Annotated in this window: 6 protein-coding genes and 3 rRNA genes; all 9 read right to left on the bottom strand. The window is 60.7% G+C overall.

Annotated features, from left to right (window positions below):
- Window positions 1–1,568: N-acetylmuramoyl-L-alanine amidase (locus HCH03_RS06630; protein WP_221688848.1), on the bottom strand; the 1,568-nt coding region annotated here is incomplete at its 3' end.
- Window positions 1,569–1,970: 402 nt separating this feature from the next.
- Window positions 1,971–4,178 carry an NlpC/P60 family protein gene (locus HCH03_RS06625; protein WP_221688847.1) on the bottom strand — a complete coding sequence of 736 codons (2,208 nt, stop codon included), beginning with the start codon at window positions 4,176–4,178 and terminating at the stop codon, window positions 1,971–1,973.
- Between the two features lie 290 nt (window positions 4,179–4,468).
- A 5S ribosomal RNA gene (rrf, locus tag HCH03_RS06620) occupies window positions 4,469–4,583 on the bottom strand.
- A 114-nt stretch (window positions 4,584–4,697) separates the two neighbouring features.
- Window positions 4,698–7,664 (bottom strand): 23S ribosomal RNA (locus HCH03_RS06615).
- Between the two features lie 282 nt (window positions 7,665–7,946).
- Window positions 7,947–9,454, bottom strand: a 16S ribosomal RNA gene (locus HCH03_RS06610).
- Together the 16S, 23S and 5S rRNA genes form the textbook arrangement of a ribosomal RNA operon.
- Window positions 9,455–10,156: 702 nt before the next feature.
- Window positions 10,157–11,077, bottom strand: coding sequence for an anti-sigma-I factor RsgI family protein (locus HCH03_RS06605; protein ID WP_221688846.1), 921 nt, complete (start codon window positions 11,075–11,077; stop codon window positions 10,157–10,159).
- On the bottom strand, window positions 11,074–11,535 hold the full coding sequence (locus tag HCH03_RS06600; RefSeq protein ID WP_080143487.1) for an RNA polymerase sigma factor: 462 nt from the start codon (window positions 11,533–11,535) through the stop codon (window positions 11,074–11,076). The genes HCH03_RS06605 and HCH03_RS06600 overlap by 4 nt, the downstream gene beginning before the upstream one ends.
- Window positions 11,536–11,589: 54 nt before the next feature.
- Window positions 11,590–12,159 carry a hypothetical protein gene (locus HCH03_RS06595; protein ID WP_221688844.1) on the bottom strand — a complete coding sequence of 190 codons (570 nt, stop codon included), beginning with the start codon at window positions 12,157–12,159 and terminating at the stop codon, window positions 11,590–11,592.
- Window positions 12,160–12,313: 154 nt separating this feature from the next.
- The gene (gene tyrS / locus HCH03_RS06590; RefSeq protein ID WP_221688843.1) at window positions 12,314–13,525 is read right to left on the bottom strand and encodes a tyrosine--tRNA ligase; all 1,212 of its coding nucleotides are present in this window, start codon (window positions 13,523–13,525) and stop codon (window positions 12,314–12,316) included.
- Window positions 13,526–13,591 lie beyond the last annotated feature (66 nt).

Here is a 13,591-nt window from a genome sequence, read left to right as displayed (position 1 = left end):
GACGAGGTGCCGAAGGCGCGCCGGAGGTCGGGGTACTCGTTGTAGTAGGAGATCGCGTCGAACGCAGCCGAGCCCTGGCGGGGCTCGTCCATGCCGAAGTCAAGAAAATGTTTAAATACCGCAGACCGATCATTTCCATATGCCTGAAAAACATCGGGGTTATGCGCAATATAGTAATCGTAATCATATATAGCTCGATAGGCTTCCTCAGAAACCTTAGACAGGCCATACTGCTGTGCGATTGCAGTAGCATCGCCGACGCCGAGCGCACGCAAGTTGCTTTCGTTTTTCAAGAAATCAGCGTTGTTTGCATTGGTTAAAAAAGCATGCTCGACTATGATTCCCGCTATACCGTATTGCCTGCTGCGCTCGATTGCGGAATAATAATCGGCAAGATGACCATCGTCGTAATAGTAAGGTCCCGAGCCGTTTTCGTACTTCGAATCCTTGTATTTGACGCCTCTATCATAAAGCCCGAGACTTGCAAGCTGCGCTTCTATTTTTCTACCGAGCTCAGTTCCCGTTACATGAGCGGCCCAATTGAAAGAGCTCTCATTAGGAACATATATTTCGAATCCATGGGCGCTCGCAGCGGCTGAATTATTATGCAGACTCACATACACCTGCGCGCTATTAGCCACCGCCCAATCAACCCGAGCATTAACGCTTTTATATCTAGGCACAAGGAGCACGGTTACGCCAAAATACTGCTCGAGCTCCTCTTTGCAATAGCGAGCAATGGATTCATTGACCTCAGCCTCAACAATACCATTCGCCGAAGCCCCCGGGTCGTACGCCCCCGTATTAGGATCAGTACCGTGCCCGGGATCGATAGCGACTACGATATTCGTCGTACGCGTCCGGAACGAAAACGTCGAAGCACTTGAAGTCTGAGCCACCGAAATAGCGTCTTCGAGGGTGTTCGTTTCAGCCAAAGACCCGTTTTCGTCGATAACAAAAGCCGTGGTCTCCCCAACAGCTTTATCGACTTCTTTACTAGCTAAATTTCCCAACGAGCCATTAGGAAGCACCGTGAAACTGTATTGGCCTTCCTCGGTGTTGGATACGCTTACGATATGCTCTGCATCGCTGTTTTTCAGTCGGTATGTAATTTCGGATATCCGATAAGCCCCCGTCTGGAGGTCTTCGCCAATAGGCATCTCGAAAGATGCGGCGTTGTCTACGCAGGCAAGGGGGCTCAGATCGCGGTCGAAGCCCGACTCTCCAACAATTTTAACAGACATGGAGGAAACCTTCGATGAAGCGTCGGCTAGGGCCACGGCAAGCAACTGGGTGTCACCGGCACTCACGACTTTCGAATCCATGTAAATGTACTCGATTGCCGTTGCGATATCCTCTGTTAAATCTCCAGTTACAGTTTCGCCCTCGTCTGGAATATCAAACGGATCACCGGCGCTTGCCGCTATAGCCTCATCAGCGTCGATCGACCCCGCCTGACTATTGATATTGTCGGTCGTTTCGTCCGCAATCGCAGGCATTGCGGGATTTAAACTAAATAGCAAAAGAACGCTCATAAATACTGAAGCCATTTTTCGCGTTAAAGTCACGTTTGATCCTCCAGTGTGCCAAAGAGTCCATGCCAATCCGAGCATACAGCAATTATGTCCGCATCAAGATGCTAACAAGTATATGATATCATTTGAAATATAAAGGGCGCATTCCTTCATTGCAAACAACATAAGGGTACGGAAAACGAAACCTTATGTTGTTAGTCACTTTAATGCCAATTCAACCTAGATAAGTCGTTGCGCTAGCCTCGAAAAGAGCAACCTAAGATGACGTGCGGCTAGTTGGATAATTTAGTATGTTGTTTGCTTCCCTTACTTTTAACACTGATTTTTTATGAACTGTGGCTGCTTCAGACTAGCCGCAACTATTGAACCCGCTTCATCATATAGAAAGAACCAGGCATGGATAAGAAGTCTTCGGATAAGTTGCGCGACCACCATCTAAACAATAATTCGTCGGACTTCAATGTATCCTGCATGCTTCGAAGCGAGCGATACGTATTGGCAATGCCCGCCAAACGTTGGTTCTTCATAAACCATTCCATTACCGGCATACATCACCACATGCTCAGGACCCCGACCACTAAAATACATGAAAATTAAATCACCTGGACGAGCTTCGGAATAAGATACTCCAACACCTTCGCCTATCATATAGTCGTACGTCACGCGCGAAAGCTCAATACCTAACTGTTTATAGCAGTAATATGCCAACCCCGAACAGTCCATCCCACCATCATTCGGAGAATCTCCTCCCCATACGTAAGGCACGCCCAGCACAGACCGCGCTGTTGCAATTATTAAATCTATAGCTTCATCGCGATTGCTATTTCCGGACCCGTCGACCCATCTCCAGCCTCCATCGGCGTTCTCAATAGCTTGTGACAGGCGACCATCGTTATCGGCTATATATGTTCGAATGATCGACTCATGCCATATACCTCGCACCACATAACCCTGATCACCGCGACCATAGTAATTGTTACCTTCGAGAATAAAAAGCCCAATGTGCGCACCCATAAGGCCGTTGCCCGGAGAACCGTCTATGCGATAGCGCTGTATCGAACTGTCGTATTCGTCAGTGACCAACCAGCCCTCCGCCCATGCCATGATACCGTGATTGTTCGCAAGCAACATCCCAGTACCATAGAGCATTTTCCCTCGCAGCACGTAGCCCTGGCCGCCCAGGCCGAAGTAGTTCGCGCCGTCGACGCTGAAGTAGCCGCTGCACGCCGCGTGGGCCGCGCCGTCCAGGTAGTAGCGCTGCAGCACCCCGCCGTCGTAGGCGCCGGTCACGATCCAGCCCTCGCCGTCGGCGAGGCGGCCGTCGTTGTCGGCCAGGTAGACGCGGCCTGCGCCGTCGTCGAGCTTGCCGCGCAGGACGTAGCCTTCCGACGTGGCGTACGCCCAGTACCCGGCCCCCTCGCCCGGCTCCACGAGGCGCGCCTTGGCCATGGCGCCGTCCTTGCCGAACCAGTAGCGCTGCAGCCCCTGGCCGAAGGAGTCGGCGACGATCCACCGGCTGGAGGCCAGAACGCCGTCGTTGTCGGCGACGAGCCAATCGCCCCTCACGCCCCGGCCCACGCCTCGCAGCACGTAGCCCTGGCCGCCCAGGCCGAAGTAGTTCGCGCCGTCGACGCTGAAGTAGCCGCTGCACGCCGCGTGGGCCGCGCCGTCCAGGTAGTAGCGCTGCAGCACCCCGCCGTCGTAGGCGCCGGTCACGATCCAGCCCTCGCCGTCGGCGAGGCGGCCGTCGTTGTCGGCCAGGTAGACGCGGCCTGCGCCGTCGTCGAGCTTGCCGCGCAGGACGTAGCCTTCCGACGTGGCGTAGTGCGCATAGCCGTCCTCCGAGTACCCGGGCACCGCGGCCCGAGCGACAGGATCTATCCAGTAGCGCTGGACGCCCTGGCCGTAGGCGTCGGTCACGCGCCAGCCGGCCTCCTCCAAACGCCCGTCGTTGTCGGCAAGGTAAACGTAGCCCGTGCCCGGATCGACGTACACCCCGCGCACCACGAACCCCTCGGGGCGGGCGTAGGCCCACCAGCCCGCATCGGAAGCGTCTATCAAGCTGCCCCTGACGAGCCTGCCGTCCGCGGCAAACCAATAGCGCTGCACGCCGTAGTCCAAGCGGCCCCCGTCGACCAGCCAGCCGGTATGGGCGGATCCGCCATCGTAGTAGTACACGTCGCCGGAGGCGTCTTCCACCCAGCCGCTCTTGGCAGGCGCCGCAGGCTCGGGGGCTGAGCTATTGGCCGCGGTCGGCACGCCCTCCTCCTCGACCGCTCCGGGCTCGTCGCCTTCCGGGATCAGGGCCTCGCCCTCGGGCGAAGCGGCCTCGCCGCCCTCGCCAACCGAGGCGCCCGGCCCTGTCGGCCCGCCCGTCTCGGAGGCGTCCCCCCGAGCGCCGCCCGTCGCGCCCATTTGGGAGCCCGGGCCATCGGCGCTCGCACCGCCGTCCAACTCGCAACCTGCGCCGAGGGCGCCATCTCCGCCATCCCGGCCCGCGGCCTCTGCCGGAACCGGCGCGCCGCCGTCCCCCTCGCTTGGAAGGTCGGCCGCGTACGCCAACCCCGGGCAGAGCATCGCGGCGGCCGCGATCGCAAAGGCAAATACGGATGGTGCGCAAACCCTCGAACGCTCACTCGGCATCTTCAGTCACTTTCGAACGAATAGTCCTATACGTAAATACTTTCACAATACTAAATGCTAGATTGAATATCCGCAACTTACAATAGTTGAAAAACAGCAGCAGCTTGAAAGTGATAGCCCTGGGTCGATAGCTAAGCACGGAATGGCGGTAATCTCGGGCTTCCGAGGCACGCAGTTCAGAGCCGCATTCCAGCCGCAGGCGCTCCCGTCCCGCGCGCCGCGGGCCCCCGGAACGCCGCAGGGCCCCCGGACGGTGTCCGGGGGCCCTGCGAAAAAGAAAGCATCCTCCGCGAGCGCGACGCCCTATCCTCCCACGGCCTGACGCCGCAGTACTTTCGGCGATGGCGGGCTTAACTTCCGAGTTCGGAATGGGATCGGGTGATCCCCGCCTCCATGGTCGCGCTCGCGGGGGATGCTCCCGCGGGCAGAATCTGCCCCGCCCGGCGGCCTCGCGCCACCCTGGCGGTCGCATAGCGGGCATCGAAGCCGATCGCGGAACCCATATGGATTCCAAAGTACATGAAGAAGAGCTCGGGCTATTAGTAGCGCTCGCCTGAACACGTTGCCGTGCTTGCAGCTGCGCCCTATCGACCAGGTAGTCTACCTGGGCCCTTACCGGAAAGGGAACTCATCTTGGAGGCGGCTTCCCACTTAGATGCTTTCAGCGGTTATCCGTGCCGGACGTAGCTAGGCGGCGGTGCCGTTGGTCGACAACCGCGTCACCAGAGGTCCGTCCACCCCGGTCCTCTCGTACTAGGGGCAGATCTCCTCAATTCCCTTGCGCCTGCGGAGGATAGGGACCGAACTGTCTCACGACGTTCTGAACCCAGCTCGCGTACCGCTTTAAACGGCGAACAGCCGTACCCTTGGGACCGACTTCAGCCCCAGGATGCGATGAGCCGACATCGAGGTGCCAAACCTTGCCGTCGATGTGGACTCTTGGGCAAGATCAGCCTGTTATCCCCGGAGTACCTTTTATCCGTTGAGCGACGGCCATTCCACTCTGAGCCGCCGGATCACTAGAACCTGCTTTCGCACCTGCTCGGGTTGTGGCCCTCGCAGTCAAGCCCGCTTGCACTCTTGCGCTCTCGGGACGGTTGCCGACCGTCCTGAGCGGACCTTTGCGCGCCTCCGTTACATTTTAGGAGGCGACCGCCCCAGTCAAACTACCCGCCTGACACGGTCCCCCCGCCGGATCACGGCCGGGGGTTAGGTCGCCGGAACGACGAGGGCAGTATTCCAAGGTCGGCTCCACGGGAACTGGCGTCCCCGCTTCGAAGCCTCCTGCCTATCCTCTACGCGCCGAGCCAACGACCAATGTCAAGCTGCAGTAAAGGTTCACGGGGTCTTTCCGTCCTTCCGCAGGTAATTCGCATCTTCACGAATAATACAATTTCACCGGGTCCATGGTTGAGACAGCGCCCAAATCGTTACGCCATTCGTGCAGGTCGGAACTTACCCGACAAGGAATTTCGCTACCTTAGGACCGTTATAGTTACGGCCGCCGTTTACCGGGGCTTAGTTTCAGAGCTTCGCCGTGAGGCTAACCCATCCACGTAACCTTCCGGCACCGGGCAGGCGTCAGACCCTATACTTCGCCTTGCGGCTTCGCAGAGTCCTGTGTTTTTGATAAACAGTCGCTTGGGCCGTTTCGCTGCGGCCCCCTCCCGCTCGGGCAGCAAGTGCCGTCACCGGAAAGGGCGCTCCTTCTCCCGAAGTTACGGAGCCAGTATGCCGAGTTCCTTAACCATGGTTCTCCCGATCGCCTCGGTATGTTCTACCCGCCCACCTGTGTCGGTTTTGGTACGGGCGCCGACAAAGCTCCCTAGAGGTTTTTCTCGGAAGCATGGGCTCGCCGACTTCGCCTGATGGCTTCGTCTCGCGTCTCGGGCCTCTCGCGGAGCTGATTTCCATGCTCCGCGCCCTACGCGCTTTCACGGGGACGTCCAGAACCCCGCCCGGCTACCCTTCTCCGTCACCCCGTCGGTCAAACGCTCGTCAGCGGTACGGGAATATCGACCCGTTGTGCATCGGCTACGCCTTCCGGCCTCGCCTTAGCTCCCGACTGACCCTGGGAGGATTAGCCTTGCCCAGGAACCCTTAGGCTTACGGCGGCGGCGTTTCTCGCGCCGCTCTCGTTACTCATGCCAGCATTCTCACTTCCACGCGGTCCACCAGCGGTCGCCCGCCGGCTTCGCCCCCCGTGGAAAGCTCCCCTACCACTGAAATAAATCAGTCCGCCGCTTCGGTGCCGTGCTTAGCCCCGTGAATTGTCGGCGCATGTCCACTTGACCAGTGAGCTGTTACGCACTCTTTAAATGCATGGCTGCTTCTAAGCCAACATCCTGGTTGTCTAGGCAAACGCACATCCTTTGCCACTCAGCACGAACTTGGGGACCTTAGCGGGCGGTCTGGGCTGTTTCCCTTTCGAGCACACAGCTTAGCCCACATGCTCTGACTCCCGACCTCTGAAGTACCGGTATTCGGAGTTTGGTTCTTTTCGGTAGGCGGTGAAGCCCCCTAGAAGATCCAGTGCTCTACCTCCGGCACTGAACGGTCGAGGCTAGCCCTAAAGCTATTTCGGGGAGAACGAGATATCTCCGGGTTTGATTGGCCTTTCACCCCTATCCACGGGTCATCCCCTCCGTTTTCAACCGAAGTGGGTTCGGCCCTCCACGGGGTCTTACCCCCGCTTCAGCCTGCCCATGGATAGCTCACCCGGCTTCGCGTCTGCGGCAAGCGACTGAATCGCCATCTTAAAGGCTCGCTTTCACTGCGGCTCGGTTCAAACCTTAACCTCGCCGCTTACCGCAACTCGCTGGCTCATTCTACAAAAGGCACGCCGTCACCCCGCAAGGGGGCTCCGACTGCTTGTAGGCGCACGGTTTCAGGTACTGTTTCACTCCCCTCTCGGGGTGCTTTTCACCTTTCCCTCACGGTACTGGTTCGCTATCGGTCACAGGAGAGTATTCAGCCTTGGAGGGTGGTCCCCCCGGATTCATACCGGATTTCACGTGTCCGGCATTACTCGGGTGCCTTCCTCGGAGGCCGCGGGGTTTCGCGTACGGGGCTCTTACCCGCTCCGGCCGGCCTTTCCATGCCGTTCCGCTACCTCGTGGCTTTGTAACTCCGTCCCGGGTCTGAGGCCCCGGAAAGGGAAGGTCCCACAACGCCTCATGCAGCAACGCCCTCAAGCTTACACGTGCATGGGTTTGGGCTGGTGCGCTTTCGCTCGCCGCTACTCGCGCAATCTCGGTTGATTTCTGTTCCTCCGGGTACTTAGATGTTTCAGTTCCCCGGGTTGCCTCCTCCGAGCCTATTTGATTCAGCTCGGGGTGACCGGGCATGACCCCGGCCGGGTTCCCCCATTCGGAAACCTGCGGATCGAAGGGTGTTTGCCCCTCCCCGCAGACTATCGCGGCTTGCCGCGTCCTTCTTCGGCTTCCTGTGCCAAGGCATCCGCCGTGCGCCCTTGACATCTTCTTCTGACTCTTGGTGTTTCAGGTATCCATATCGTTCTTATTCGCGATCGTTCGATGCGAATCGTTATGACTATTGCTAATCATTGATTCTCATTTTTCGATGCTACGCTATGCAACTGTCAAGGTGCGCGGAGCGCCCGTCCGGGCGCTCCGAGGGCGAGAGCCCTCGAAACCGGGTATTGCGAGGTCGGGCGGAGAGCCCTGTAGAATCTCTTAGGTAAAAATCTCTTCCAGGCGAGGGAGCGCAAGGCTCGACCTCGTCGGACACTTCTCGGTGTCTCCCTAGAAAGGAGGTGATCCAGCCGCACCTTCCGGTACGGCTACCTTGTTACGACTTCACCCCCCTTACCCTCCACACCTTCGACGCCTCCGCCCCTTGCGGGTTCGGCCGGCGGCTTCGGGTGCAGACAACTCGGGTGGTGTGACGGGCGGTGTGTACAAGGCCCGGGAACGTATTCACCGCGGCATGCTGATCCGCGATTACTAGCAACTCCGACTTCACGGAGGCGGGTTGCAGCCTCCGATCCGAACTGGGGCCGGCTTTGAGGGATTCGCTTCCTGTCGCCAGGTCGCGGCCCGTTGTACCGGCCATTGTAGCACGTGTGCAGCCCAGGGCATAAAGGGCATGATGACTTGACGTCGTCCCCACCTTCCTCCGGCTTGACGCCGGCAGTCCCGTATGAGTCCCCAACTCAATGCTGGCAACATACGGCAGGGGTTGCGCTCGTTGCGGGACTTAACCCAACATCTCACGACACGAGCTGACGACAGCCATGCACCACCTGCGCAGGCTCCTCTCGGCCACGGCGTTTCCGCCGCTTCACCTGCATGTCAAGCCCTGGTAAGGTTCTTCGCGTTGCTTCGAATTAAGCCACATGCTCCGCTGCTTGTGCGGGCCCCCGTCAATTCCTTTGAGTTTTAGCCTTGCGGCCGTACTCCCCAGGCGGGATACTTAATGCGTTGGCTGCGGCACGGAGGGTCGATCCCCCCACACCTAGTATCCATCGTTTACGGCTGGGACTACCAGGGTATCTAATCCTGTTCGCTCCCCCAGCTTTCGCGCCTCAGCGTCAGTCGCGGCCCAGAAGACTGCCTTCGCCATCGGTGTTCTTCCCGATATCTGCGCATTCCACCGCTACACCGGGAATTCCATCTTCCTCTACCGAACTCGAGGCGTCCAGTTCGGAATCCGGCCGGGGGTTGAGCCCTCGGATTAGAGATTCCGCTTAAACGCCCGCCTACGCGCGCTTTACGCCCAATGAATCCGGATAACGCTCGCTCCCTACGTATTACCGCGGCTGCTGGCACGTAGTTAGCCGGAGCTTCTTCTGCAGGTACCGTCATAATCTTCCCTGCTGAAAGCGGTTTACAACCCGAAGGCCGTCATCCCGCACGCGGCGTTGCTGCGTCAGGGTTGCCCCCATTGCGCAAAATTCCCCACTGCTGCCTCCCGTAGGAGTCTGGGCCGTATCTCAGTCCCAATGTGGCCGGTCGGTCTCTCAACCCGGCTACCCATCGCAGGCACGGTGGGCCGTTGCCCCGCCGTCTACCTAATGGGCCGCGACCCCATCCCCCTCCGTCGGGGCTTTCCCGCCCCTCCCATGCGGGAGGGGCGGAGTATCCGGTATTAGCGCGGGTTTCCTCGCGTTATCCCGGGGAGGGGGGCAGGTTGGTCACGTGTTACTCACCCGTTCGCCACTCTATGTCCGCCCGAAGGCGGTTTAATCGTTCGACTTGCATGTGTTAGGCACGCCGCCAGCGTTCATCCTGAGCCAGGATCAAACTCTCCGTTTAAAGAGCGCGGCATCGCTGCCGCACGTTCGATCTGGTTCTTCTTCGCCGCCTCCCCCTGCCCTTCGGTGGGCCGGGTTCGGCGGACGGGTTCTCCGTACTTGATTCGATTCATCTCGCAATATCCGGTTTTCAAGGTTCTCGCCTCCCCTTCCGGGGGGCTCGCCGCTCCCTTTCGGGGCGAGCGGCGCAAGGAGATACTTTACCTTCCCGTTGCCCCGGTGTCAAGAACTTTTTTCAAAAACTTTCGAAGTTTTTCGAGCTGCCGTTGAAACGGATTCTCGATCTTCGAGCTTTGAAGCAAGCTCTTCCGAAGAAACGTCCCACGCTCTCCTCAAGCGCGGGTTTTGTATAATACCGGTAAGCTATTACCAACGCAATGGTTAATTGCAAAATTCTGTAAACTTTTTGACACCTTTCGGCATAATGCCTGATGAGAGCCCTTAGCATGAGTGCGGAGATTGTGAATGGGATCATCTGGCGCCGATAGGGGCGCGATCGGGCGGACGAGGGACGCTCCCTCCCCCGCTCGATCGCGGTCGTCGTTCTGCCCAAGGGAACGCTTGCCCGGAGCGAGGACAGAGAGAGGTCGGCGAGCCCTCGACGAAAGGTTCCGCTGTTATACCGCTATTGACATTCCGCAAGCCGACGCGTTGTCATCCTGAGCGGAGCGTGAAGCGCGGAGCCGGAGGATCCCGCGCGGCCTTAGTCGGCGTGGTGTCCTTTGCCGCCCTCGCCCTTTCCTTGGCCTTGGACTCCTTGCCCATGGCCGCCGCCTCCCGCGCCGTCGTGCGCCTGCTCGCCGTATCCCGCGCCCTGCCCATCGGGTTCGCCGGCGGCGTCTCCGTCGAGCGCGGCGATACGGTCGCGCAGCTCGTGCATGCTCATACGGGCGCAGTCTTCGAGCGTGAGGGTGTCGTCCAACGCCATAAGCTCTAGCGCAGCCTGATAGCGCGCCGTGCCCATGCCGGACGCGGACGCCGCCGCATGGGTTTCCGCGTCGACGGCGTGACAGGCCCCCTCGCAGGGAAGATCGCGCAAGCGGGCGTCGCTTTGCGCGCGAAGCGCGTCGGATTGACGGGCGTCGTCGGCCACGACGCTTATCGCCACGAAAGCGTCGCCGCTCGCATAAGGCTCGAACGCCTCGCTCGAAGTGAGCTCGGCGACGGCGGCGTCGTAACGCTTGCCCGTGATCGAAACGGCCTCGAGCAGCGCTTCGCCGTCGTTGTTGTAAGCACGGGCCGACACGACGATGTCGAACCGGTTGATACCGAGCTCGATCGAGGGGTTCACGTCGATGTCCACGAAGGCCGTCTCCTCGAAGTACAGCCGCGAGCCCGTCAGGCCGATGACCGCCAACACCAGGCATGCGGCGAGAGCGGCGGCGGCGCGGCGCCACGCGACGAGGCGAGGGGCGCGGCTCGCGGCCGCAGCCGCGTCGCTTCGCATAGCGGGTTCAGCCGCTTCCCGTTCAGCGGATTCGATCGTCTTCCGCACGGCGGCCGTCCCGCTTTCCTTTTCCTGCACGGACAAGGCGTCGATGGCGGCGAGGGTGCGGGTCCTCGTTTCGGAGGGAAGCTCCACCTCGTCGAAGGCCTCGCGAACGCGCCGTTCCAAATCGCTCATGACAGGGCCTCCTTCAGCAGCGTCTTGCCGCGCGCGATCCACGAGTAAACCGTGTTGACGGGCGCGTCGACCATGCGCGCGATCTCGGGGGCGGTGTACCCCTCGTACAAAGAGAGGTACAGGGGCGTGCGCGGCGGATCGGTGAGGTTGCGCATGGCATCCACCACTTCGCTGGAAAACGATGCGGGCTGCGTTTCCGCGTCGCTCGAAACGAGCCTCTCCGCACACGCACCCTCGTCGAACGGCACATGGGCGCGACTCGCCGCCTTGAGCATGTCCTTGCAGGTGTTGGTAGCCACGCGGATAAGCCACGCCTTGCGGTGCTCTTCATCGTTGAACGCCACGGCATCGGCCAGCGCGTACTTGACCATCGTGTCTTGGAACGCGTCTTGGGCGTCGGCCGAGGCGCGAAAGTAGAGGACGCACACGCGCCATACCGTAGACCCGTGCACGTCCATTGCTCTCTCTATGTCCTCGTGCGGCCTCACGCTTCGCCCGGCGCGCCGACGGCGCTAGCAGCCCCGACCGTGATGGCCGCCTCGGGCCTGACCCTGGCCGGCCCCTTGGCCGCAGGCGCCGCCGTTGCCGCACCCGTTGCCCTGGCCGTTGCCCGGGCATGCGCCAGCGGCGTAGTTGTCGCAGACGCCGTCGCCGTTCGCGTCGACGTAGCCCTGACCGGTTCCGGCGCCGCGGGCCGTTCCGTAATTGTCGCAGACCCCATCCCCATCGGCGTCGACGTAGCCGCCGCGACCGTAAGCGCCGCAGCCGTTGCCGTTGCCCGGACAGGTTCCCGCGGCGTAGTTGTCGCAGACCCCGTCGCCGTCGGCGTCGACGTAGCCGCGATGGTGGGTTCCCTGGGCGCCTGCGCCGCAGTTGTCGCAGATGCCGTCGTAGTCGGCGTCTGCGAAGCCCACGCAAGCCGCGGCGGTGCGCTCGGCAACAGGCTCGACGGCCTGCGGCTCCTGCATCGCGGCGGGTGCCTTCGACAATGCGGCAGGCATCGCGTTTGCGAACGCGATCGTGGGCACGGCCACCACGGCCAGCAGAAACGCAGCGGCGATGGCGATCGTTCTCTTCTTCATAGGTCGGTCCTCCTGTGGTTCGGCTCGATGCTTCCTTCACCGCTAACACGAGCGAGCCGGGCGAATCCTTGCAAGCTTTTTGAAAAAGTTCTCGTTTATGCGAAAAAAGCCCGCTTCGCCGGTAAGGCGAAGCGGGCCAGTAGCGATCCGAATGCTAGACCAGACGCACGAACTTGCGCTTGCCCACCTGGAGCGTGGCGCCTTCCAGCAGGGCCGGATCGACGTTGTAGGATTTGGCGGCCACCGGCTCGCCGTTCACCTTCACGCCGCCGCCGTCGATGAGGCGGCGCGCCTCGCCCGCGCTGGCCGCGAGGCCCGCATCGGCGATGAGCTTGGCCAGGTAGACCTTGCCCTCGTCGTTGGGCGCGAGGTCGGCCTTGAACTCGGGGATGTCGTCGGGCACGGCATGCTGCTTGAACACGAGGTCGAACGCCTCCTCGGCCGCCTGCGCCGCGCCTTCGTCGTAGTACGCCGCCACGATGTTTCGGGCCAGGGCGCGCTTGACCTTGTTGGGATGCAGCTCGTCGGCGGCCAAGCCGCGCTCGATCTCGTCGATCTGGTCGACCGGCAGCGCGGAAGCCAGGCGATAGTACTTCACCATGAGCTCGTCGGGAATGGACATGACCTTGCCGAACATGTCGTCCGGCTCGTCGGTGAGGCCGATGTAGTTGCCGTAGCTCTTCGACATCTTCTGCACGCCGTCGGTGCCCTCGAGCAAAGGCAGCGTGAGGCACACCTGCGGCTCCATACCCATCTTCTCCATGAGCTCACGGCCGGCCAGCAGGTTGAACAGCTGATCGGTGCCGCCCAGCTCCACGTCGGCCTTGATGACGACCGAGTCGTAGGCCTGCATGAGCGGGTAGAGGAACTCGTGCAGGCTGATGGGAAGGTTGGACGTGTAGCGGTTGTGGAAGTCGTCGCGCTCGAGGATGCGGGCCACGGTGAAGTTGCTGGCCAGCTTGAGCAATCCCTCCAGGTTGAGCGCGAGCAGCCATTCGGAGTTGTAGCGCAGCGTGGTCTTCTCGGGGTCGAGGATCTTGAACGCCTGGTCCACGTAGGTTTGGGCGTTCGCCTTGATCTGCTCGGACGTGAGCTGCGGGCGCGTGGAGTTGCGGCCCGACGGGTCGCCGATGAGCGCGGTGCCGTCGCCGATGATGAGCGTGACGCCGTGGCCGAGGTCCTGGAACTGGCGCAGCTTGCGCAGGGGCACGGCGTGGCCGAGGTGGATGTCGGGGGCCGTGGGGTCGACGCCCAGCTTGATGTTCAGGGGCGTGCCGCGCTTCAGCTTCTCGAGCAGCGCGCTTTCCGGCACGATCTTGGCGGCGCCGGAGGCGATGGTGTGCAGTTGTTCTTCAGCGGATAGCATCGAGTCCTCTTTCCTTACTATATATAGTGTTGGAGATTCTAGCATATATGGAGGGCGATGTTCCGG

This window comes from Gordonibacter massiliensis (ex Traore et al. 2017), from assembly GCF_019731765.1.
Classification (GTDB): domain Bacteria; phylum Actinomycetota; class Coriobacteriia; order Coriobacteriales; family Eggerthellaceae; genus Gordonibacter; species Gordonibacter massiliensis.
This window is presented reverse-complemented; position numbering and strand designations above follow the sequence as displayed.